The sequence below is a fragment of the Citrobacter sp. RHBSTW-00570 genome, from assembly GCF_013739755.1.
In the GTDB taxonomy this organism is placed as follows: Bacteria; Pseudomonadota; Gammaproteobacteria; order Enterobacterales; family Enterobacteriaceae; genus Citrobacter; species Citrobacter braakii.
This window is the reverse complement of record NZ_CP056399.1, coordinates 2,122,260-2,143,875: the sequence shown is the minus strand read 5'-3', so window position 1 is coordinate 2,143,875 and position 21,616 is coordinate 2,122,260. Positions and strand designations below refer to the sequence as shown.

Genomic DNA, 21,616 nt, shown 5'->3' with positions numbered 1-21,616 from the left:
CGCTAAAATCAGTGACGGCAGATCTTGCTTTCGTGCGTAGAGAAGCCGTCTTCTTTTGCAATAAACTTTCCCTTCGCCGCTAAAAACGCCACCAGCTCGGCTGCCGACATATCCGCCGCAGAACAGGTGTGAAAACGAGCCTGCTCGCCAAACCGTGCCGTAATCGCCGCTTCAAGGCTGGCATGTGAATACTGCTCGCCAGATTCAATCATCATGTTGAGCACTTCGTGACCGTGAATAGATTCCATACTACCTCCTCAATAAAGTCCGTAGCCTAATGTGAACGGCACGGCCTTGCTTTGCGCTAACGCAGGTTTACCCGCAGATAAATATCATTTGTGATACATCTTAATGCGCCAAACATCGTAAAGATTAATGTACATTCATTGTAACGGTGATTTGACGAAAATAGCGTTTTGCCTTAACCTGCGCCGCAGATATAACCGTTGATTATCTCTGGGACAGAGGAAAGCGTGAAAAACAGAACCCTGGGTAGTATTTTTATCGTGGCGGGAACCACGATTGGTGCCGGTATGTTGGCAATGCCGCTGGCCGCGGCAGGCGTGGGGTTTAGCGTCACGCTGGTATTGTTAGTGAGTCTTTGGGCGCTAATGTGCTACACCGCGCTGTTGCTGCTTGAAGTGTATCAACACGTACCGGCAGACACCGGGTTGGGTACGCTGGCAAAACGTTATCTTGGTCGTTACGGACAATGGGTAACGGGCTTTAGCATGATGTTTTTAATGTACGCGCTGACGGCGGCGTATATCAGTGGCGCTGGTGAGTTGCTGGCTTCCAGCATCAGCGACTGGACCGGGACAACGCTCTCCCCGACAACAGGCGTACTGCTGTTCACCTTTGTTGCCGGTGGCGTGGTTTGCGTTGGCACATCTTTGGTCGATCTGTTCAACCGTCTGTTGTTCAGTGCCAAGATAATCTTCCTGGTGGTGATGCTGGCCCTGTTAATGCCGCATATCCATAAAGTAAACCTGCTTACGTTACCGCTTCAGCAGGGGCTGGCACTGTCTGCAATCCCGGTTATCTTCACTTCGTTCGGTTTTCACGGCAGCGTCCCCAGTATCGTCAGCTATATGAACGGTAACATCCGTAAACTGCGTTGGGTGTTTATCACCGGTAGTGCCATTCCGCTAGTCGCCTATATCTTCTGGCAACTGGCCACGCTTGGCAGTATTAACTCCTCAACGTTCATGGGGCTGTTAGCCAACCACGCTGGTTTAAACGGTTTATTACAAGCATTACGTGAAGTCGTGGCTTCGCCGCACGTCGAACTGGCGGTGCATCTGTTTGCCGACCTTGCGCTGGCAACCTCTTTCCTCGGCGTCGCATTGGGATTATTTGACTACCTGGCCGACCTCTTCCAGCGCCGCAATACCGTAGCAGGAAGAATGCAAACCGGCGTGGTGACCTTCCTGCCGCCGCTGGCATTCGCGCTGTTCTATCCGCGTGGTTTCGTCATGGCCCTGGGGTATGCGGGCGTTGCCCTGGCGGTGCTGGCGCTGCTCATTCCCTCGATGCTGGCATGGCAGAGCAGAAAACAGAATCCACAGGCTAAATATCGCGTGGCAGGGGGTGCTCCGGCGCTGGCGCTGGTATTTTTGTGCGGCATTGTGGTGATAGCCGTACAGTTTTCTATTGCAGCAGGATTACTACCGGAAGTGGGTTAAAACAAAAGGGGCTTAACGCCCCTTTTTCTTAATGCAAACAGCACTGCTTATATTTTTTACCGCTACCGCACGGACAAGGGTCATTGCGCCCTACCTTGGCATCCACTTTGACCGGTACTTTAATCGGCGTTTCCTGGGGATGCGCCATCCAGTAAGCATGCAGATCCAGCGCCGCCAGGCGGATGGCATCCACGCTCTCTTCGAACGCTTCTGGCGTCATTTTCTCAACGACCGCAAAGTTTTCTTCCGTACCGTGCAGCGCAATAGCCTCGAGCGCCGGTTTTAACGAGTCTGGTAACGCGGACCAGTCCGACAGCGCGACGCCGCGCATATAACCAAAACACCACTCTTCAACGATGGTCAGTTCATGCTCGTCAATTTCACGCAAACCAAACAGCGGCTCAAACTGCTCAGGATATTCATCCAGGCGATCGGCCGTATCCGCCATATGTTGAAACGCCAGGTTCATGAAACGCGTCATTTCTTTTTCGGAGGACCAGCGAGGAACATACTGCGCGCCGCCCCAAATAGCGACCAGCCACTGCTCCGGTTCAATTTCATACGGTGAACTCAGTACCGCCGTCAGTAAACCATCCAGTTCTGACACATCCAGAATAGCCTTATCCGTATTGTACTTAGTCAGTACATCATCCAGCCATTCCAGTTCGCTCTCGTTTAATGGTCCCGTTTTCATAACGCTTTTCCTTAGTCAAAAAATCTTGCCTGTGATCATCCTACATGGCTGGAGGGATAACAGATATAAATGGGCATATGCGGCTTACAGCAGCCGCCTGTTCAGGTTAACAGGAAAAGAGGGGAATTCCGGTAGTTAACGCACAAAAGAGAACACTAAGCCGCCGGGCATCATACCGGGAAAACACAATAAAACCACCCGCAGGTGGTTTACTGTTGTTCAATACGGTTGAGCGTTGCGGTATAGCCCGTTTTCGCTACTGCGTTAAGTAGAGTATCGGTTGGGAAACCTTCTGGCACGATGGCTTCTGCCTGCCGGGTTTTGAGAGAGGATTTTGCTTTAATCACGCCGTCGGTTTCACGTAGCGCCTGATTGACCGAAATAACGCATAACGAGCAGGTCATATTTTGTATATTCAGCACCACTTTTTGATTGGCCGCCTGAGCCCACAGCGGCAACAGCAAGCATGCAACTAACGCGAAGATCTTCATTCAAATACCTCATAAAACCAGGCAACAAGCGTTGGGTAAAATAGCACCGGTAAAATCAATGCCAGCGCGCACCAGTAGAGAACGCGCGCTTGCTTCAGAGTTAACCACCCGGAGCACCACAACCGTTTGGAAAAATAGAGCCGCCAGAAGACACGCAGTAATAATCCCAGGGACAGCAGTACCAGAGGAGTTCGCAAAAACTCAAACCGGGTGAAAACGGCGAAGCTCGCCGCCGAAATACCAAACAGCAGGTAAAGTAGCGGTCCAACACAGCATAAGCCAGCGGTGACGGCGGCCGCAGCAGCCGCCCCGCACCTTTAGCGTTGTTCTGTGGCGACATAGCTGTAGGAGAACGCTTTAGGATCATAAAAATTGATCGGGTCGCCATCGACTTCAGCGTAAGGATAACCAAAGTTATTCATGGCCCCCTGCTCCGTTGCCGGATACAACTCGAAATCACGCCCGTAGTTGAATCCAACCCAGTTCATTTCCCAGTTACCAAACAGGTAAGCGTTAACCGCCTGGACATCGGCATCCTGATGCGTTTTTTTCTCTGCCAGACGCATTTTGGTCACGTCAGCAGGATCGCACGGTAACCAACCGTAACCTGCCAGATAGAACTCAGCACGGCAGTGTTGACCGCCGCTCACATTGGCAACGCCTGCACTGTCGGCTGTGCCAAAAGCACTTTTCGAGTAACGTTCGAGCTTATTGGCCTTGCCCAGACGGATGCCAAACAGTTCGCGCGCCGGAATACCGCTGGCCCGCGCCAGAGCAACAAAAACGGAGCTCATGTCGGTGCATTTTCCTTTGAGCTTACCGCTTTTTAATATCTCCGCCACATCTCCCGTGCCGCAGCCAATAACGTCGTTGTCACGCTCCATATGGCTGCTGACCCATTCGTAAATCAGGCGCGCTTTTTTTAGCGGATCCTGCTCATTACCGGTGATTTTACGCGCGGTTTCCAGGACCAGTCCATCAACTGGGGTATGTGCCGTCGGCAACAGATACGGTTTTACATCCAGCGGATAAATAATCTGCTCAGGTGCCTGCCAGTTTTTCAGCGCGTCCTGCTTCAGCGGTTCCCAGTCGGCGGTTTCAATGTCGATATCAACGTTAACCAACAATTCACCCTGCGAGTCAGCCCAGGTGGCAAACAGCGTTTTCGCGCCGTAGGTATTATTGGTGGTGACGTACGCCTGCTTATAGTTTCCGCTAAAGGCAAGCGCTGTCATTTGTTGAAACGCGGTATCCACCGGTAGCGGGATCCACAGTTTCACCACGCCGCTCGATCCCTTAGGAGGATTAAGTTTATACGTTTGAGATAAGACAAAGCGTCGACGAGCTATTGGCGCAACGGATGGCTCAGCGGCACGTACCGTCTGGCTAATGACTGCAGGGCCGACTAATCCGGCGGCGGAAAGGAGAACGCTATTTTTGAGAAACTGACGACGTTGCATTGCTGTCTGTCCAGGTTGTAAGAGTTGAGCTACGGCTAAAGGGGAAACCGTACGCGATCATCACAGCAGACAGAGGCTGGCATAAAAAGGCGAGTCGATGGAGATTATTCATCAATAACAGACCTGTTAACTGTGAATGAAGTGAGAAACTGCAAGGTCGCTATTAAGCCATTTACAGCCAAAAAAGTACAGCAGCGGAGATACGTTCAGACTATATACACAGTCGTTGCCAGTTTGCGGGCTAACCCTCTTGCCCCCTCGCGCATGACCGTATTGTGATTCCAGCGAAATACAGGTGCTGCCAGCGGGGCGAGATAATTCATCCAGCGGATCGTGGTACGCACATTCCAGTCATATCTGACAATAGTCGCTGTACCATTGGCAGTAAAAGACCATACCCCTCGCCCTTCCACCGCGCCGCTGGCTTGTCCTTCAAGCAATGTGCAAGGCCGTATTTTCAACACATTGATATCAAAGGTTAAGCGGTAAGGAAGCGCCCCTTTCCAGGTATAACGATGCAACGCCCCAATACCCCGTAAATCCCCTTTCCTTATCTCAACGACGCGTTCCAGACTTCCCCACCATTCAGGCCAGCTATCCGGATGGGAAAAAACATCCCATACCTCCTGAATTGAAGCCTCAACCCGCCAGACTGTGGAAAACTGATAGTCAGCCATAGTGCAGGCTCCCTCAAGGCGTGAAAAAATTGACGGGGAAACGGGTGTTGATAACCATAGCATCCAGCAGAACAGTTTCTAATCGCTGCCCATCTGGCGCATAGCTGATCACTTTGGCAGGGAGTCCGTGATAATTATCCAGCCAGATGTCGTAGCGGTGAACGCCATCTACGGTCTGTTTTCCTAGCCCCATTACGGATATGTGTGTCGTCTCCCGTCCCGCAAGGCGCTCCTTAGCAACAATGGTAGTTGTTCCCCCGCGTTGCAGATGGCGAACATTGCCCAACAACACGCCGATATCAGAGCGATCCACCCGATGACCTCGCTCATCCTGGATCAATGAATTGGTGGGCGACAGGTGCAAAACGGGCAACGTACCCACACCAAATGGCCATAGAGTCACTTTCCCGCTGACAGGATTAAAAATAAGCACCGCGCCAGAATGCGGCTGGGTAAAATCCATTCGCACGTAGCCGGGTTTTTGATAACTGTAGCGAATGATTTTATTTTCATCATGCGCAGATGAGGATCGCATCATAACCTGGTAAGAGGTCATGTGATTGAATGACTGCTGCGACAATGCAACAGGATCCGCGCTCCTGGCGTACGGCGAAAATGGCCCTCCTTTTTCCGCCGGGGATACTGCAAAGCTAAAAATAAGCAATGCGGTGAACGCAACTCGCGGAGAAAATGAGACGCGCATAACCGCCCCCTGTATCGGTACTATCTGTAAACTGGAGTCATCAGCTGTCGACTGTTTTTATTATAGTTCTTAATTGCGCGGCTCTCTTCTCCCGCCCACTCAGACTCCGTACAGGCAACAGGCTTAAATTGTTTATTTTCTATTCAGATGAGATGAAGGTATAAGACTATACTTTAATAGCTATACTTTAATAGCCATACTTTTAATGGGTATTAATCATGAAACTGCCATCGGTATTTTCATGCGCCGTCCTCGTATTGCTGCTGGCGTCATCGTCCGCCGCAGCCAGCGCGTTACAAAACCAGGCCGCAAGAGAGCAAGAGTTAAGCGCGGCACTTCTTGCAGGAAATGGCGTCATCATCATTGGCGGGACGGATGATTTCGCTTTCACATTCAGGGCACGTAACCGAATCCACAGACATTTGGCGATTCAGGATGGCATAGGCGATCCCATCATGATGAATGGTTTTCAGGACCACAACTATAATCCCGCCCGGGATGGCTTTATCAACAACCCAGCCCGGGGAAGGTTTATGTTTAATGCACCGATTCGTCGATAGATTGATTGGCAATGGGGAGTGTGTAGCGGGCGGCTTAACGTATCTGGCTGGCTTACTTGACGCAAAATATCTATGGTTCGTCAAAAGCCGGCACAAAAAAACCACCCGTAGGTGGTTTCGCGACACTGCTTATTGCTTTGATTGTTCTATGAGGGTTATCAGCCAAGAGCAGACCCCGGTATGAAGTTAAACAGGCTCCCGATAATATTAAGCGGAAAGATTACTTAACCCGTTTCCCTGTTTCGTCAATGACCTTTTCGCCATCCTCTTTGGTAAAAGAGCCTTTCTGACCTTCAGGTAAAATATCCAGCACAATTTCTGAGGGACGACAAAGACGCGTGCCAAGCGGCGTCACTACAATCGGCCGATTAATCAGGATCGGATGCTGAATCATAAAATCGATCAACTGCTCATCAGAAAACTTATCTTCATCAAGACCCAGCTGCTCATAAGGTTCAACGTTCTTGCGCAGCAATGCGCGTACTGAAATGCCCATATCTGAAATCAGTTTGGTCAGTTCATCACGAGTCGGGGGCGTATCGAGATAATAAATAATAGTTGGTTCGTTACCGCTGTTACGGATCATCTCCAGCGTGTTACGTGAGGTGCCACAGGCCGGGTTGTGATAGATGGTAATGTTGCTCATATCAATATCTCATTACAAAGTGACAGAGAGCCGCCACGCCAGCGCGGCCAGAGTGACGAATAGCACGGGCAGAGTCATGATAATGCCGGTGCGGAAGTAATATCCCCAGGTGATGGTCATATTTTTCTGTGCCAACACATGAAGCCACAGCAGAGTTGCCAGACTGCCTATCGGGGTGATTTTAGGCCCTAAATCGCAGCCAATCACATTGGCATAAATCATCGCCTCTTTGACGACGCCGGTCGCAGCACTCCCGTCAATGGACAATGCACCAATCAGCACCGTCGGCATATTGTTCATCACAGACGACAGGAAGGCAGTCAGGAAGCCGGTACCGAACGTGGCAGCCCATAAACCTTTGTCTGCCAGCATATTGAGTACAGCAGAAAGATACTCGGTGAGTCCTGCATTACGCAGGCCGTAGACGACCATATACATACCCAGCGAGAAAATCACGATCTGCCAGGGCGCCCCGCGCAGCACTTTCCCGGTATTAATGGCGTGGCCACGCTTGGCTACCACGAACAGCACCGCAGCCCCAACTGCTGCTATCGCGCTTACTGGGATCCCCAGCGGCTCCAGAACAAAGAAACCGACCAGCAGGAACAGCAGAACAATCCAGCCCGCCCTGAACGTCGCCGGATCTTTAATCGCACTGGCAGGCATCTTGAGCAGTGAAACGTCATAACTGGCCGGGATGTCGCGGCGGAAGAAGAGATGGAGCATGACCAGCGTGGCAGCAATGGCCGCCAGGTTCACAGGAACCATCACGGAGGCATACTGTGTAAAGCCCAGGCCGAAGAAATCCGCCGAGACAATATTGACCAGGTTAGAGACAATCAGCGGCAGGCTGGCTGTATCTGCGATAAATCCTGCAGCCATGACAAAGGCCAGCGTCGTCGCCTGGCTGAACCCCAGGGCGAGCAGCATCGCAATCACAATCGGCGTCAGTATCAGTGCTGCACCGTCGTTAGCAAACAGCGCAGCAACAGCAGCGCCAAGCAGTATTATCCAGGTAAACAGCAGGCGACCACGCCCGTTACCCCAGCGGGAGACATGCAGCGCGGCCCATTCAAAGAAACCGGACTCATCGAGCAGCAGGCTGATGATAATCACCGCGATGAATGCCGCTGTTGCGTTCCAGACGATATTCCAGACTACGGGAATATCATCAATGTGGATGACCCCTGTCCCCAGTGCCAGTAAGGCTCCGATACTTGCGCTCCAGCCAATGCTGAGACCTCTGGGCTGCCAGATGACCAAGACCAGCGTCAGTATAAAAATACTCCCTGCCAAAAGCATTTTAGATTCCTTTATATATGATTATGCGTATGTAAAAAATTCTCTCAACAGGATGTGCAGGCTGATTTTTTCAGCCATTCACCCACATCTTTCCTCAGACACTGCCAGGACGTCGTGATCGTCTCAGCGGCCCACGCTGGCATGTGGGGAGACAGACGGTAGTGAATCCATTTGCCTTCCCGGCGGTCAAGCACCAGCTCCGCTTCTCGCAGAATAGCCATGTGGCGAGAAATTTTAGGCTGTGATTCAGAGGTCGCCGCGCATATATCGCATACGCACAGTTCGCCGGATTCCCGGAGAAGCATAACAATGGCGAGACGGGTTTCATCCGACAGGATTTTAAAAAGCTGAACAGGCTGTAGCATTTTTTACTCCGTTCCCTTTAGAATACATATATGATAAATCATATGTGTTGAATTTAAAATCACAGAACCTCCCGGAGGAGTAAAAAATGGAACACTTTCCTGCACTGAATGCTGATTGCTTCGATCAGCAGATTGCTGAACGCCTGCAGCTCCAGGAGCCGCCACGCATACTGATCCTGTATGGCTCGGTAAGAGAGCGTTCTTACAGTCGCTTTGCCGCAGAAGAAGCGGGACGCCTGCTGACGGCGATGGGAGCGGAAGTAAGACTGTTTAACCCCTCAGGTTTACCCCTGCCGGATGATGCCCCAGATACGCACCCAAAAGTCACCGAGCTGCGCGAGCTGGTCAGATGGTGTGATGGGATGGTGTGGAGTTCCCCGGAGCGGCATGGGGCAATGAGTGCGGTGATGAAGGCACAGATCGACTGGATACCCTTAAGCGAAGGGGCCGTTCGCCCTTCACAGGGTAAAACACTGGCGGTGATGCAGGTCTGCGGCGGGTCGCAATCTTTTAACGCCGTGAACCAGATGCGTATCCTTGGGCGCTGGATGAGGATGTTCACGATCCCTAACCAGTCCTCAGTAGCCAAAGCCTGGCAAGAATTCGATGAGAACGGGCGAATGAAACCTTCGTCCTGGTATGATCGTATCGTCGATGTCGCCGAGGAGTTGTTTAAAATCACGCTGCTGCTCAAGGGGCAAACCGATTACCTTGCCGATCGCTACAGCGAACGAAAAGAGAGCCATCAGGAGCTTTCATCCCGCGTCAATCAGGCGAAAATATAAAGTCCTTTTTTACTGAGCTCAAAAACGTCCGCTTTTTGCTGGGCGTTCAACCGCTGGATGCAACAATTTTAATTCTTTGCTGGCTGCGAACCGATAAGCCAGCTCCTTTTGGAAAATACTGTCTGAGCAATCTTTTCGTATTTTTATTTGAACCACGCAGCCAGGAAGATTGAGGATTACAGAATTAAATTTGGGAAGCCGCCCTTATCATCAGGCTCTTTGCGATACCTTTTCTTTTATTTACATATCCAAAACATCATAAAGTTAAGATTTTTTGGACGAATTAGGGTATGGTTGAAGTTCATCCACTCAAGGAAAAGCCTATGTCAGAACGTAAAGACTCTAAATCACGCCGCAACTATCTTGTCAAATGCACCTGCCCAAACTGTACCCAACAATCTGAACACAGTTTTTCAAGAGTACAAAAAGGTTCTCTTTTAATCTGTCCTCATTGCAATAAAGTATTCCAGACAAACCAAAAAGAAGCAGCCTGAATCCGTTTTAGACTCTATTTCTGGAACAGAATCACCACATCTGTATTTTAAGATTTATCAAGCTACAGATAATAGAAAACCCGCTGGCTGCGGGTTTAGTATTTTCATATTTAAAAATAAAAAATATGGTGATATCTGGGAAAAGCTATCTTCTTGCGTATGTTGTCGTGCAAAGCAAGTGGTTAGACTTTTCGTGCAGCGAACCTACACGTACTCACAATGGTCAGCATACTTTCTCATGCAAAAGAGAGATGAAATATGCTGACCGTTGCCCTGAATGCCGGATCAGTAACATTTCATCTCTACTGACCCAACAATACATCCATTGCTTCTGTCAGTATGTCTACTCAGGCTTTAGCCTTCTTCGTTATCGCATACAGACAAAAAAAGGATTTACTCTGTAATAACTACATTGCCAGCAACCGGACCTTTAGTACCATTCTCAATGGAGTAAGAGACTTTTTGCCCTTCAAACAAGGTGCGGAAATTATCGCTCTGGATAGCAGAAAAATGTACAAATAAATCTTTACTACCGTCAACAGGAGAAATAAAACCGAATCCCTTATCGGCATTAAACCATTTTACTAAACCATTCATCTTTTTTGACATTTTGTATTCCTTAATTTGGCCTTCCGGCGAACATGGTTTTATTACAGAAACTACTTAGTGCTTAGTGGGGAGACTCAAAGAAGGGATAAATATAAAACACCTGAAATGAGAACTGCTTTAGTAAACTACTTTGTATTTTGTCTGTTCTTCAAACCGACGCGACCATTAACGCACGGGCGTATATAATAATCAATGTTTATTTTAGCTATCCAGATCTCACGATAGCTGAAAAATATTTCTGGCATTATCCAAGGGTATGTGTATAGTGCAACACGTTATTAGCTTTAAGGAATTTTTTTGTCTCGTAAAATGACAGGAATTGTCAAAGCCTTTGACTGCAAGAGCGGTAAAGGCCTTATCTCCCCCTCCGATGGTCGCAAAGATGTACAGCTTCACATTTCAGCCTTAAGTCTCCGTGACTCAGAAGTACTCATCCCCGGATTACGCGTTGAGTTTTGTCGAATAAATGGTCTTCGAGGCCCCTCGGCTGCGAACGTTTATCTCTCATGACCTGTAGCCGCCCCTCCTGACTTCTGGAATCATAAAAGAGAATTTCAAAACAGGGAGAGTTTCATATGTATCAGAAAATCTATCTCAACGACTGGCTGACGGGCCTTAAGAGCTCATGCTGCACGCTGATAGTAACTCTGCTTGTTTTCATCTAACCTGTTAGTTCAAGACCGGTAAGAGTTGCAATAGCGTTGGCGTATCTATGTTGAGCCCGTCAGGGTGATATGCTTGCGTTACACCCCAAATGCCTGTGATGTGCATAGGATGAAAGCCAGGGGATTTCTGAGCTTGAAGGTTCGCTGAGCGAGAAGCGAGAAATTTCAGGCACAAAAAAACCACCCGTAGGTGGTTTCACGACACTGCTTATTGCTTTGATTATTCTTTTCTTTCCCATGGTACCCGGAGTGGGACTTGAACCCACACAGCGCGAACGCCGAGGGATTTTAAATTCTACGTAGGATCAATGAGTTACATAGCAGTGCATTGCGAAACTTTGCTGACGTTGAATGGTCGTCTTTGCAACCACTGGCAGAAAATGGATAGCCGTAGATTGCGTTGAGCACAGAAACAGCACAGGGTAATCGTCTACCTGGTCCTGTAAAGGAGGTTGTTGCCACACAGGCTAAAGCGCTTGACCTGCCCCCAGTATTCGGTACAACTGTCAGTTAGTAATATCTGTTCTGTGAACCGCTCTCTGAATGTGATCCATTCATAATCAGCGCTACCTTTAGAGGTTGAATACCCAGCCCCTGGTAAACATAACGTTCCAGGGGGTACTTTGCGATGAAGGATATTTTTACAGCGTAAATTCGTTTCCGGGTCCAGTGCCCAGGTTATTTACTATATAAGCATCTATTCTCTGATCATTAAATCGCCAGCAGTCAATGGCAAGATCCATCAGCAGGCGTTGCCTTGCGGTGATATTTTCTGCGGACCAGTCTTGATATTCATATCCATATTTCAGCTTAAAGCGATTTAATGCAGTGTTATCACCAATTGAGTACTGGGAGTGGAGTAATCGAGTCATGATGATTTCAGAGTTTAAATATTCTGTTTGTTTTTTCAAAAACCAGTCTTCACTCAAATCATTGCAGTTATTGACGGACTGGTTAATTGTACCCTCTAATAATGTTACATTACCAATCTTGTAGAGATAACTTGTTCGATTTGCATCAGAGAACTCCCCGTTTTCAGGGGCGTTTCGTACCGTCTGAGGAAGAATATGCTCAATTTGCATCTGCTGAATAGCCTGCTGGCTCTTTTCCGGAAAACCGCAAAGATGGCGGATATGATTCTCTAATCTACCCAATACATAACGTTGGCGATACTGAGGCGTAAAATTATAGTCATTAATAATTGAGAATCGTTCTTTAAATTCATCTAAACGCTCCACAACAAAAGGTATAAGTGTTGCTGAAACAACATTTGCAACCTCTGCTTTCGTTTTCACATCCCGAAGCTTTACAGCCCATTGAGTAAAGCGTTGCTCATATGTCTTCGATTGAATAGCCATTGTATTTGTAAAGAATAAAAAGCTCTCAAGTTGAGCACCTAAGAAATCCATTACATCATCAGAACAACTAATGTCCAATGCCATTAGTAAAACCAAATGCTGACGTGAGCGATATTTATTAATATATCCAATGTTACTTACGTTTGGAAAACGGATATTTTCACGCCAGTAGGCTGCTTCATTTGTTGCATTGACCAGGTTAGCGTATCGTTCTGATAATTTTTCCAATTCTTTGACGAGGACCATAGGGCGTGTCTTATACTGCAACGACAGTTCCCCCTCAGCTGAAATGATCCATTTATATATATCATCTTCACGCAAAATCCCGTGATGATATCGTGCCATCAGAAAGTAACGTAAAAAACGAAGCGGGTTATCACTTTCGCCGCAAGACTCAAGGTTATTAGTGATGGATTTCCATGTTGTCTTTATTGCCGAAAACTGTTCTTCTTTTATCTGACTGAAAATCAAATTTTTAACAAGATCCATAGCATTAAGGCTGGCACCACGCTGATTGATCGTTTCGAAGATCTTTAATGCGCTACTTAAGTTCTCTGATTCAATGACAACCAGCTCAACTTTTGTTAAAAAAAAGCGAGCGAAGGAGATTAATCCATTCAAGCTATCTTGCAATTGGTATTTAAGATAATCACGAATGTGATCATACGCGTCAGCCATTTTTTTTACTGAAGCTGTTTCCGCAAAGGTATTGGTTTGCCCTTCAATTAACCGCGAAATAAATCCTCGACTTTCTTCATATTGAAGATCTAGTCTAATTAGATTTTCCTCACTGTTAATATCATAACTAGAGAGCCATTCCTCAATAGTTTTCAGATATTCCAGCCCTTTTTTGTCAAGTGTATCCAATCTATCTTTTAATAGATCCCGTAAGGCACACATAGTGATGACAATAGTGGTCAACCGCTGCTGTCCGTCAATTACATCATGCTTTTCCCCATTCTTTACGATAATAACAGAACCGAGAAAATAACCATTTTGATCTTTCTGATCTGGTTGGTATTCATTGTCTAAATCCATGATAAACTGTTCAACCTGATCATCAACCTTCCATACATACTCACGTTGATAATCGGGAACTAAAAAATAATAATCGCTTAATTTTGATATATTTTTTACATCGGCTTCTATTTTCATTTTATATCCTTACATAGCTGGATGAACACCACAGATCATACTGATCCCAGATCCAATTCACAAACGAACAGGAGAGTAGACCCCTTCTACATTACAGCTATCTCCGTCATCAAAAATCAACTCTCCTGCACTATAACCATCCATGGATAAAATAGCCTTTTCATTGAGAGCCAGACTAAGGCACATTGATGTTTTTATCATATTATCTGTACCATAAACCTCATACCAGTTATCTTCTTTTTTAGAAACCTCTACCTCATACTTTCCTGAGTCAATATTAACCATGCTAAATACATTATCTACATCACATGAATCCTTGCTATCTGTAAAAATTATTTTTTTATCATAGCCATCAACCCTGAGATATGCGTCTTCAGAATAAGCATAAACATAACAATATTTAGTATTAACAAAAGAATCCTTCCCAGTAATTTGATATAAATTACTATCTTTTCTTGTGACATTTATTTCCCACGTATTGGCATGAACATAACCTGGAGCCAAAAACAGGGTTAATAAGAACGGTCCAATCTTGGCTTTAAAGTTTCTAACAATTTTGAAAAACATAAAACCCCTTCTTATATAGTTCTGTAATATTTTAATTTAGCTGGGCTCTTACTACATATCAGCCAACAACATCCCAGCCATGCCATCCAGCCGTTTCTTGACCTTTTCCCACCCAGGCATAACCTGCCCCATCAGGCGGTAAAACTCTTCACTGTGGTTGTGCTCAGCAACATGGCATAACTCATGTAGCAAAACATAATCGATACATTCTGAGGATGCCTTAACCAGCCATGGATTCAGGGTCAGACAGCCTTTTGCTGAACAGTTGCCCCATTGCGTTTGCATCGCCCGCAGACGTATCGGAGGACGCTCACTGACCCAAAGGGTCTGCGGAATCAGTAAATCAAGCCTGCGCTGAAAAACATCTCTGGCACGTTCCCGATACCATTCGGCCAGCAACGCTTTAATCTTTTCTGCCGATTTGTGTCTGACAGTCACTTCCAGCCGCCCACGCAACATTTTCACTCGTTGCGGTACAGTAGCGTCTTCTGTCACTTTCAACTGATATTGCTTACCGAGATAATAATGGCTTTCTCCGCTGACATACTGACGCGAAACAATGTGTGTCTGTTGCTCCCTGAAATCACGCAGTTGCTGGTATATCCAGCGACTTCTTTTTTTCAGCGCAGACAACACCTCGTGCTCCGGTGTTTCTGGAGGTACAGAGACAATAACCCGGCAGTCCGGATGCACCTTGATGAGCACCCTGCCCTTAACGACCTGACGCGAAACACACTGAACCACGATGGTTTCATCACCATAAACAAAACGTACAGCATTCATAGATAGTGACTTTTTCTCACTCATGATTTCATCAAACCAACGCGCAGGATCTGTATGATGGTTTCAACGATACGGTTTACCTGGTTCATTCCAGCACCGATCTCTCGACAGGCAGTAAACAGTCGCGGCAACAGGCTTGTCTTAACGGCTTTCTCGATATCCTGAGGGTTCAGGGAGTTTTCTGCCACCGCTTTGACGATAATGCTGTCCACTTCAAAAGCAAGTTTTGTCCACTTATCCTGCACCTGATCGTCGTTTACCGCAAAAACCTCAGGTAGCTCTTTTTTAAATACTCCGTAGTATGCCTGCGCATGTTTGTTTACGGCCAGCGCATCCGGGATGTCGCTGAGTTTGCGGGCTTCAACTTTTTCTTCAAACTCACGGAATAGGAGATACTGTTTTAGTGGATGGTCGAACAGTTTTTCTGCTTCTTCGATAGCCATACGCAGGAGTTTTGAAAAAGCCTCCTGAGCGTACGGGTCATCACGCAGTTCCTGCTCAATCATCTTCGTCACACGGGTTTTAATGATGTCGGTTTCATTGCGGGTTTTATTGTTGTCCCACTCTTCGGGCTTTTCGCTCTTGCCCATTTTACCTACTTCATATACGCCATTCGGTTCGCGAACCTCAACGCCGGTGACATGCTTATCCAGCAATTTTTTCACTTGCTCAGCGTAGTCGTCATAATTGACCTGCTCGCCGCTGACCTGCATTGCCCACTGGCGCAGACTGGACATCTGTTTTACGGTTTCTTTATAGAGATTTCGGTCTTGTTCCGTAAAGCTCTTGTCGGTGAAGAAGGTAGCGGACTGCAGTGCCACTTTCAGGCATCCGGCAAAGGCCGTTAATGCCTCGAAGAAATCATCACGGGTTTTCTGATGGATATCGACCATATCTCCGTCACGTTCTTCCATTTTAGGCACCAGAACTGCACGCAACTGCTCAGTATCATTCTTGTTTATGACACCGGCAAATATGGCCCACAGTTGGTTATAGAGATGTGGCAGCCGCTTGTATTCAGAACTCATGGCGCTGTACAACCCATCAATATCCTTGATGTCGTATCCTCCTTGAGTTCGGGAGGCGAGATCCTGATATTTACCGATAGTCGTGTCCAGCTCAGCCAGAATGCCGCGATAATCAATCAGCAGACCGAACTTTTTCAGTGGATGCAGTCGGTTCACCCGGGCAATCGCCTGGATAAGGTTGTGGGACTTGAGCGGCTTGTCGATATACAGCACGGTATTCTTCGGTTCATCAAACCCGGTGAGCAGTTTATCAACGACGATCAGCAATTTAAGCTTATCATCGGTATCGAAACGACTGATGATATTGCGGGTATACACAGACTCCTCCTGCGTGCCGACATTATCCTTCCACCATTTCGTCACTTCCGGCAGTTTGCTTTCATCCACCTCGGTATTCCCTTCCCGGGAATCCGGCGGGCTGATAACTACAGCTGACTCAAACAACCCGGCTTCATCAAGATACTTTTTATATTTGATGGCGGAAATCTTGCTGTCGCAGGCAAGTTGCCCTTTCAGCCCCTCATCGATATTCTTCGAGAAGTGTGTGGCGATATCGAGTGCGATCAGCCGGATGCGGTCATCTGCACTGTAGACCTCACCTTTACGGGCATATTTACGTTTAAGGTCGGCTTTTTGCGCTTCGCTTAACCCATCGGTAATACGGTCAAACCAGGCATCTATTGCCCGGTCGTTTACCTCAAGATCAGGAATACGCTCCTCGTAGAGCAGAGGCGTCACCGCCTGATCTTCTACCGCCCGCTGCATGGTATAAGCGTGGACAATCGGCCCGAATTTATTGGTGGTCTTATCTTCTTTCAGCAGAGGCGTACCGGTAAATGCCACAAAGGCGGCATTCGGCAGGGCCAGTTTCATTCGCACATGGTTCTCACCACCCTGGCTGCGGTGTCCTTCATCAATCAGAACGATGATGTTGGGGCTGGTATTGACGCATTCAGGCAATTTTGTCGCTGAGTTAAATTTCTGGATAAGGGTAAAGATTATACGTTCTTTACCAGAGCCAATCTGCTGTGCCAGCTTCTGACCAGAGGTCGCCATCGCTTTGGCTTTATCATCCTTCCCGGCCAGTTCTCCACCAGAAGCGAAAGTACCGCTGAGCTGCCCTTCAAGGTCTACACGATCCGTCACCACCACAATACGACACTGCTTCAGGCTGTCATGAAGAATCAGTGCCTTGCTGAGGAACACCATAGTGTACAATTTGCCGGAACCCGTGGTATGCCAGATCACCCCACCTTCCCTGCCCCCATCCGGTCTGCGAGTACTGATGCGTTCCAGCAGTCTTTTTATCCCGAACACCTGCTGATAGCGGGCAACAATTTTCCCAGTCTTTTTATCAAACAGGGTGAAGAAGCGGGTCATCTCCAGCAGACGTTCCGGCGAAAGCAGGCTGATAAGCAGCTTATCCTGTCCACTGACAGCCAGTTCACCAGCGGCTATTAACTGTTGGTACCAGTCGAGATCGGCTGAAGGACGATGATCAAACAACGCATGAATTTGTTCAGACGATAACTTATGGTTGCGCAGCGCATACATCTGCGCGTCAGTAATATCTTCTTCGCGCCATGCCGCCCAGAATTTCATTGGTGTATGACAGGTACCGTAGCGCCCGTCATGCCCGTTAATCGATAGTAATATCTGGCTGTAAGCAAACAGCTGCGGGATTTCATCGTTGAGCTGGTTGCGGATACTCTGGGATATCCCCTCGTCAATGGTTGGCCCTTTCTTACCGTGACCTGCCGGGCTTTTCGCTTCAATGACAGCCAGCGGGATACCATTAACAAAACAGACAATATCCGGCCTGCGGGTTTCAACACCGCCTGACCGCAATACCGTAAACTCTTCAGTAAAATGGAACTGGTTATTTTCCGGATGTTCCCAGTCAATCAGCGCAATCGTGGGGTTCACCTTCTTGCCATCGACAAACTCGGTGACAGCAATACCGTAGAGCAGATGGTTGTACATCCGCTCGTTAGCTTTCAGCAGCCCTTCATTCAGTGCCGGAGAACAGACCTGTGATATCAGGTTATCCAGTGCCTTTTCCGATAACTGACAGGTTTTGCCACCTGCCATAAACGAGCGCTTCGACAACACCTCACGCAGAACCGGACGCAGCACTACCTCATCCTGTTTATAGCCCCGATAACCCATAATCTGTTTCGGGGATAAAAACGTCCAGCCGAGGCTGGTTAGTATTGTCAGTGCCGGAATTTTGGCGCTGTATTCTTCCTGGAACTTTGGCGTGTACGTCTGGTTCATTAGCTGTCCTTGTTCTTCGTATTAAGCGCTCACGGCTTCTTCAGCTTCTACTTTGACACGGCGCTTCCCGGTCAGTAATTGCTGCATCAGGGCTTTTTTCTCGTCTTTCAGGCAGGCGATTTTTTTCTCCAAGGTGGAGATTTCGGCGTCAGCAGCGGACAGGACGGCGGCGATTTTTTGTTGTTCTTCAAAGCTAGGAACCGGAACTTTTAATGAAAAGAAGTCTGAAGGTTTTACATTTAGTAAGCCATGAGCTCGTCCACCTTCATGAGCGATTTGAGACAAACTGTTATTCAAAAGACCTGACTCAAAATAATGCTCCCAATAATCACCGAATGATTCTTTGGGTGTAGCAAGTTCAAAACATATATACAGAGTTGTTACTACTCCCTCTGGATATCGATTTAATCTTTTTATTGCACCCATCGGATAACCATTAGAGTAACTTTTATTATATGCAAACTGCCCTTTTTTTAATAAAAAATACCCATCAAGGGTATCTGATGCCACTGTTTTCTTGAAAAATTCTTCCTGCTTAATCAAACCATGTTGACCCGAAATGGTTACAACATTAGTACTTTTTCCATTATTTTTTGTCGTAACTCTCTGAAATAATTTCGATAGGGCATACACTTCCCAAGTTTCAGAATACCTTGACCCATTATCATCCCGCAACCGTTTGTTCCCGGTAAGCAATTGCTGCATCAGGGCTTTTTTCTGCTGCTGACTGTTGGTGAGAAGCTTTTCCGTCACCGAAATAGATTTATCCCAAGTAGACAGGATTTGGGCGATTTTCTTTTGTTCGAGGAAAGGCGGCAGTAATACATTGACTGCATGCAAGTCATTACGGTTAACACCGGGCACACCTGTTTTGTCACTAAATTTTTTAAAGTCAAAGTTACTCAACAGAAAGTAGATAAATTTTTCGTCATTTCCATGAAAATCTTTAACCCATAAGGATGTATTTAATGGCCAAAAATCCTGTTCTAAATAAAAGACATCACCAATCGAACCATATCGCCCAGTGACAACTCCTGGAGCCTTTGCCTTCGCTTCAACATGGAAGCCTGTTATTCCACTTGATGAAACAATAGGAATCTCCCCTTCAATACGCTGAGTACTGGGTAGATCAAAACCACGTTGTAATTCTGCGACATCTCCTAAACGAACCTTTTCCCATTTAAGAGTCATTCAAAATCTCCAAAATTCACTTCCGCAGAGTTTATTTTTTGTGTGCCCTCGGAATCTTTCTGCCAATCGTACCCTAATTCTTTCAAATACCCAGCCATCTCCATTTCCAGCTTTGCCAGTTCCGCCTTCAGTTGCTCGCGCTCGGCACGCACTGCCAGCAGGTCAATCTCATCCTCTTCCTCGAAGGTATCGACATAGCGCGGAATATTGAGGTTATAGTCGTTGTCCTGAATCTCTTTCAGGCTGGCGAGATAAGCGTATTTCTCGACGTTATCGCCACCGCGATAGGTGTTAACGATCTTCTGGATATTTTCTGCGCTGAGCTGGTTCTGGTTTTTACCCGCCTTGAATTCACGGCTGGCATCGATAAACAACACCTTGTCATCCACTTTCAGCTTTTTGAAAATCAGAATCGCAGCAGGAATCCCCGTACCGTAAAACAATTTTTCCGGCAGACCAATTACCGCATCCAGCAGGTTTTCATCAATCATTTTCTGGCGAATTTTACCTTCGCTGGAGCCACGGAACAGCACGCCGTGTGGCACCACCACGCCCATACGGCCGGTTCCCGGTTTCAGGGTTTCGATCATATGCGAGATAAAGGCATAATCTCCTTTAGTCTTCGGCGGTACACCGCGACGGAAACGACCAAACTTATCGTTCTCGGCCTCATCATGGCCCCACTTGTCCAGACTGAACGGCGGGTTAGCGGTCACGATATCAAACAGCATCAGGTCGCCATTTTTATCGAGCAGCTTCGGGTTACGAATGGTATCGCCCCACTCGATTTTGTGGTTGTCTTCGCCGTGCAAGAACATGTTCATTTTCGCCAGCGACCATGTAGAGCCAATGGCCTCCTGACCGAACAACGCATAATTGCGGCTATCATGTCCTGAGACAATTTTACGCCCGCACTTCATTAGCAAAGAACCGGAACCACAGGCCGGGTCGCAGATTGTATCACCCGGTTGCGGATCGAGCAGTTCAGCAATCAGATCCGAGACTTCCGGCGGAGTATAGAACTCACCTGCTTTCTGCCCACCGCTGGCGGCAAAGTTTTTGATCAGATATTCGTAAGCATTACCGATAACGTCCAGCGTACCTACACGGCTTGGCTTCAGGTTGAGATCTTCACCGGAGAAGTCTTCCAGCAACTGACGCAGGATGGTGTTCTTCTGTTTTTCTTCGCCCAGACGGTCAGTGTTAAACGAGATATCCTGGAACACGCTTTTCCCGGCATCTTTCAGTTTGGTGCCGTTGGCTTCTTCAATCGCATGCAGCGCCTGATCGATACGCTCACCGTTGCCCGGCTCATGACGCCGCTCGTGCAACGCATAGAAACTGGCGCTTTTCGGCAACACGAAGCGCTCGTTCGCCATCATCGCTTCAATCAGTTCCGGCGCATCGCCATACTGTTTTTTGTATTCGTCATAGTGATCCTGCCATACATCCGAAATGTACTTGAGGAACAGCATGGTAAGGATAAAGTCTTTATAGGTATCAGCACTGATGGTGCCACGGAAGGTGTCGCACGCGGACCACAGGGCTTTGTTGATAGTATCCTGACTGATTTTATTATTCATGAATCATCCAATTACGAGAGTGATTGCACCAGCATTCAGCATTGGCAATTAATGGGCTAATAATACCGGAAAACATATTTTGGGGCATGTCATACTCTGACAGAAATCAAAATGAAATAAGAGGAAAAAGAGAAATGAAGCAGGATGATGAACGCAATAAACAAAAACAAAAAAACCACCCGTAGGTGGTTTCACGACACTGCTTATTGCTTTGATTATTCTTTTCTTTCCCATGGTACCCGGAGTGGGACTTGAACCCACACAGCGCGAACGCCGAGGGATTTTAAATCCCTTGTGTCTACCGATTCCACCATCCGGGCTCGGGAAGAAATTGGAGGCGCGTTCCGGAGTCGAACCGGACTAGACGGATTTGCAATCCGCTACATAACCGCTTTGCTAACGCGCCGAAATCTTCTGGCTTTTCAGCCGACATCCGCTATTGCCGATGTCTTTAATTTGGAGCGGGAAACGAGACTCGAACTCGCGACCCCGACCTTGGCAAGGTCGTGCTCTACCAACTGAGCTATTCCCGCATCAC

General features: G+C 47.5%; 21 protein-coding genes, 3 tRNA genes and 2 pseudogenes. 5 read left to right on the top strand and 21 right to left on the bottom strand.

Features of this window, described 5'->3' with window-relative positions:
• Window positions 1–8: 8 nt before the first annotated feature.
• Window positions 9–248, bottom strand: coding sequence for a YecH family metal-binding protein (locus HV237_RS10170; protein ID WP_019077055.1), 240 nt, complete (start codon window positions 246–248; stop codon window positions 9–11).
• A gap of 225 nt (window positions 249–473) precedes the next feature.
• Here HV237_RS10170 and tyrP point away from each other — a divergent pair, with 225 nt between their 5' ends.
• The gene (gene tyrP, locus HV237_RS10165; protein ID WP_019077056.1) at window positions 474–1,685 is read left to right on the top strand and encodes a tyrosine transporter TyrP; all 1,212 of its coding nucleotides are present in this window, start codon (window positions 474–476) and stop codon (window positions 1,683–1,685) included.
• Window positions 1,686–1,713: 28 nt separating this feature from the next.
• Here tyrP and HV237_RS10160 read toward each other — a convergent pair whose 3' ends face one another.
• The 6 genes and pseudogenes from HV237_RS10160 to HV237_RS10140 form a co-directional block, all read right to left on the bottom strand.
• Window positions 1,714–2,379 (bottom strand): YecA family protein, encoded by a 666-nt coding sequence (locus tag HV237_RS10160; RefSeq protein ID WP_016153459.1) that lies wholly within the window; start codon window positions 2,377–2,379, stop codon window positions 1,714–1,716.
• A 209-nt stretch (window positions 2,380–2,588) separates the two neighbouring features.
• Window positions 2,589–2,870 (bottom strand): heavy-metal-associated domain-containing protein, encoded by a 282-nt coding sequence (locus HV237_RS10155; protein WP_047358315.1) that lies wholly within the window; start codon window positions 2,868–2,870, stop codon window positions 2,589–2,591.
• A pseudogene (locus tag HV237_RS26365) lies at window positions 2,867–3,210 on the bottom strand (mercuric transporter MerT family protein). Before HV237_RS26365 ends, HV237_RS10155 begins: the two are co-directional and overlap by 4 nt.
• On the bottom strand, window positions 3,188–4,330 hold the full coding sequence (locus HV237_RS10150) for a transglutaminase domain-containing protein (RefSeq protein ID WP_029139580.1): 1,143 nt from the start codon (window positions 4,328–4,330) through the stop codon (window positions 3,188–3,190). Before HV237_RS10150 ends, HV237_RS26365 begins: the two are co-directional and overlap by 23 nt.
• 206 nt (window positions 4,331–4,536) lie before the next feature.
• Window positions 4,537–5,007, bottom strand: a complete 471-nt coding sequence (locus HV237_RS10145) for an SRPBCC family protein (protein ID WP_047358316.1) — start codon at window positions 5,005–5,007, stop codon at window positions 4,537–4,539.
• A 13-nt stretch (window positions 5,008–5,020) separates the two neighbouring features.
• A complete protein-coding gene (locus HV237_RS10140) occupies window positions 5,021–5,710 on the bottom strand; it encodes a hypothetical protein (protein ID WP_047358317.1) in 690 nt (229 codons plus the stop codon).
• Window positions 5,711–5,928: 218 nt separating this feature from the next.
• Here HV237_RS10140 and HV237_RS10135 point away from each other — a divergent pair, with 218 nt between their 5' ends.
• Window positions 5,929–6,270: a hypothetical protein gene (locus tag HV237_RS10135; protein WP_047358318.1), complete on the top strand. Its 342-nt coding sequence runs from the start codon at window positions 5,929–5,931 to the stop codon at window positions 6,268–6,270.
• Between the two features lie 220 nt (window positions 6,271–6,490).
• Here the strand turns inward: HV237_RS10135 and arsC are convergent, their stop codons facing one another.
• Genes arsC through HV237_RS10120 form a run of 3 tightly spaced genes read right to left on the bottom strand, consistent with a single transcriptional unit; the run spans window position 6,491 to window position 8,583 of the window.
• The gene (gene arsC / locus HV237_RS10130) at window positions 6,491–6,916 is read right to left on the bottom strand and encodes a glutaredoxin-dependent arsenate reductase (protein ID WP_019077061.1); all 426 of its coding nucleotides are present in this window, start codon (window positions 6,914–6,916) and stop codon (window positions 6,491–6,493) included.
• A gap of 12 nt (window positions 6,917–6,928) precedes the next feature.
• Window positions 6,929–8,218 (bottom strand): arsenic transporter, encoded by a 1,290-nt coding sequence (locus HV237_RS10125; RefSeq protein ID WP_016156830.1) that lies wholly within the window; start codon window positions 8,216–8,218, stop codon window positions 6,929–6,931.
• Between the two features lie 44 nt (window positions 8,219–8,262).
• Window positions 8,263–8,583: a transcriptional regulator gene (locus HV237_RS10120; RefSeq protein WP_016153468.1), complete on the bottom strand. Its 321-nt coding sequence runs from the start codon at window positions 8,581–8,583 to the stop codon at window positions 8,263–8,265.
• Window positions 8,584–8,669: 86 nt separating this feature from the next.
• Here HV237_RS10120 and arsH point away from each other — a divergent pair, with 86 nt between their 5' ends.
• Window positions 8,670–9,368, top strand: coding sequence for an arsenical resistance protein ArsH (gene arsH / locus HV237_RS10115; protein ID WP_016153469.1), 699 nt, complete (start codon window positions 8,670–8,672; stop codon window positions 9,366–9,368).
• Between the two features lie 58 nt (window positions 9,369–9,426).
• On the opposite strand, the pseudogene HV237_RS26180 reads toward arsH, so the two are convergent.
• Window positions 9,427–9,561 (bottom strand): annotated as a pseudogene (locus HV237_RS26180) (IS30 family transposase); the annotation flags it as partial.
• A gap of 130 nt (window positions 9,562–9,691) precedes the next feature.
• Between HV237_RS26180 and HV237_RS10110 the strand changes: the two are divergent.
• Window positions 9,692–9,862, top strand: coding sequence for a YnfU family zinc-binding protein (locus tag HV237_RS10110; protein WP_162835200.1), 171 nt, complete (start codon window positions 9,692–9,694; stop codon window positions 9,860–9,862).
• A gap of 393 nt (window positions 9,863–10,255) precedes the next feature.
• Here HV237_RS10110 and cspA read toward each other — a convergent pair whose 3' ends face one another.
• Entirely contained in the window at window positions 10,256–10,471 is a 216-nt protein-coding gene (cspA, locus tag HV237_RS10105; protein WP_016153470.1) for an RNA chaperone/antiterminator CspA, read from the bottom strand.
• A gap of 297 nt (window positions 10,472–10,768) precedes the next feature.
• Between cspA and cspH the strand changes: the two genes are divergently transcribed.
• Window positions 10,769–10,981: a cold shock-like protein CspH gene (gene cspH, locus HV237_RS10100; RefSeq protein WP_049040548.1), complete on the top strand. Its 213-nt coding sequence runs from the start codon at window positions 10,769–10,771 to the stop codon at window positions 10,979–10,981.
• A gap of 796 nt (window positions 10,982–11,777) precedes the next feature.
• Here cspH and HV237_RS10095 read toward each other — a convergent pair.
• From HV237_RS10095 to HV237_RS10055, 9 genes are all read right to left on the bottom strand, one after another.
• The gene (locus HV237_RS10095) at window positions 11,778–13,649 is read right to left on the bottom strand and encodes a DUF262 domain-containing protein (RefSeq protein WP_047358319.1); all 1,872 of its coding nucleotides are present in this window, start codon (window positions 13,647–13,649) and stop codon (window positions 11,778–11,780) included.
• 57 nt (window positions 13,650–13,706) lie between these two features.
• Window positions 13,707–14,216, bottom strand: coding sequence for a hypothetical protein (locus HV237_RS10090; protein WP_047358320.1), 510 nt, complete (start codon window positions 14,214–14,216; stop codon window positions 13,707–13,709).
• Window positions 14,217–14,267: 51 nt separating this feature from the next.
• Complete coding sequence (locus HV237_RS10085) at window positions 14,268–15,023, bottom strand: SprT family zinc-dependent metalloprotease (protein WP_181541814.1); 756 nt, start codon at window positions 15,021–15,023, stop codon at window positions 14,268–14,270.
• Complete coding sequence (locus HV237_RS10080) at window positions 15,020–18,304, bottom strand: type I restriction endonuclease subunit R (RefSeq protein WP_181541812.1); 3,285 nt, start codon at window positions 18,302–18,304, stop codon at window positions 15,020–15,022. The genes HV237_RS10085 and HV237_RS10080 overlap by 4 nt, the downstream gene beginning before the upstream one ends.
• Window positions 18,305–18,325: 21 nt before the next feature.
• On the bottom strand, window positions 18,326–19,495 hold the full coding sequence (locus HV237_RS10075; RefSeq protein ID WP_047358002.1) for a restriction endonuclease subunit S: 1,170 nt from the start codon (window positions 19,493–19,495) through the stop codon (window positions 18,326–18,328).
• Window positions 19,492–21,078: a type I restriction-modification system subunit M gene (locus HV237_RS10070; protein WP_047358001.1), complete on the bottom strand. Its 1,587-nt coding sequence runs from the start codon at window positions 21,076–21,078 to the stop codon at window positions 19,492–19,494. The genes HV237_RS10075 and HV237_RS10070 overlap by 4 nt, the downstream gene beginning before the upstream one ends.
• A gap of 233 nt (window positions 21,079–21,311) precedes the next feature.
• Window positions 21,312–21,398: transfer RNA gene (locus HV237_RS10065), tRNA-Leu, on the bottom strand.
• Window positions 21,399–21,410: 12 nt separating this feature from the next.
• Window positions 21,411–21,484: transfer RNA gene (locus HV237_RS10060), tRNA-Cys, on the bottom strand.
• Window positions 21,485–21,535: 51 nt separating this feature from the next.
• Window positions 21,536–21,611, bottom strand: a tRNA-Gly gene (locus tag HV237_RS10055).
• Window positions 21,612–21,616: the final 5 nt, after the last annotated feature.

Excerpts from the sequence above, each read along its gene's own strand:
- HV237_RS10070 (WP_047358001.1), bottom strand. The coding sequence starts at position 21,078 with ATGAATAATAAAATCAGTCAGGATACTATCAACAAAGCCCTGTGGTCC.
- HV237_RS10155 (WP_047358315.1), bottom strand. The coding sequence starts at position 2,870 with ATGAAGATCTTCGCGTTAGTTGCATGCTTGCTGTTGCCGCTGTGGGCT.
- HV237_RS10170 (WP_019077055.1), bottom strand. The coding sequence starts at position 248 with ATGGAATCTATTCACGGTCACGAAGTGCTCAACATGATGATTGAATCT.
- HV237_RS10110 (WP_162835200.1), top strand. The coding sequence starts at position 9,692 with ATGTCAGAACGTAAAGACTCTAAATCACGCCGCAACTATCTTGTCAAA.
- cspA (WP_016153470.1), bottom strand. The coding sequence starts at position 10,471 with ATGTCAAAAAAGATGAATGGTTTAGTAAAATGGTTTAATGCCGATAAG.
- HV237_RS10140 (WP_047358317.1), bottom strand. The coding sequence starts at position 5,710 with ATGCGCGTCTCATTTTCTCCGCGAGTTGCGTTCACCGCATTGCTTATT.
- HV237_RS10160 (WP_016153459.1), bottom strand. The coding sequence starts at position 2,379 with ATGAAAACGGGACCATTAAACGAGAGCGAACTGGAATGGCTGGATGAT.
- arsH (WP_016153469.1), top strand. The coding sequence starts at position 8,670 with ATGGAACACTTTCCTGCACTGAATGCTGATTGCTTCGATCAGCAGATT.
- HV237_RS10090 (WP_047358320.1), bottom strand. The coding sequence starts at position 14,216 with ATGTTTTTCAAAATTGTTAGAAACTTTAAAGCCAAGATTGGACCGTTC.
- HV237_RS10145 (WP_047358316.1), bottom strand. The coding sequence starts at position 5,007 with ATGGCTGACTATCAGTTTTCCACAGTCTGGCGGGTTGAGGCTTCAATT.
- HV237_RS10080 (WP_181541812.1), bottom strand. The coding sequence starts at position 18,304 with ATGAACCAGACGTACACGCCAAAGTTCCAGGAAGAATACAGCGCCAAA.
- HV237_RS10075 (WP_047358002.1), bottom strand. The coding sequence starts at position 19,495 with ATGACTCTTAAATGGGAAAAGGTTCGTTTAGGAGATGTCGCAGAATTA.
- arsC (WP_019077061.1), bottom strand. The coding sequence starts at position 6,916 with ATGAGCAACATTACCATCTATCACAACCCGGCCTGTGGCACCTCACGT.
- HV237_RS10095 (WP_047358319.1), bottom strand. The coding sequence starts at position 13,649 with ATGAAAATAGAAGCCGATGTAAAAAATATATCAAAATTAAGCGATTAT.
- HV237_RS10125 (WP_016156830.1), bottom strand. The coding sequence starts at position 8,218 with ATGCTTTTGGCAGGGAGTATTTTTATACTGACGCTGGTCTTGGTCATC.
- HV237_RS10150 (WP_029139580.1), bottom strand. The coding sequence starts at position 4,330 with ATGCAACGTCGTCAGTTTCTCAAAAATAGCGTTCTCCTTTCCGCCGCC.
- HV237_RS10120 (WP_016153468.1), bottom strand. The coding sequence starts at position 8,583 with ATGCTACAGCCTGTTCAGCTTTTTAAAATCCTGTCGGATGAAACCCGT.
- HV237_RS10135 (WP_047358318.1), top strand. The coding sequence starts at position 5,929 with ATGAAACTGCCATCGGTATTTTCATGCGCCGTCCTCGTATTGCTGCTG.
- HV237_RS10085 (WP_181541814.1), bottom strand. The coding sequence starts at position 15,023 with ATGAGTGAGAAAAAGTCACTATCTATGAATGCTGTACGTTTTGTTTAT.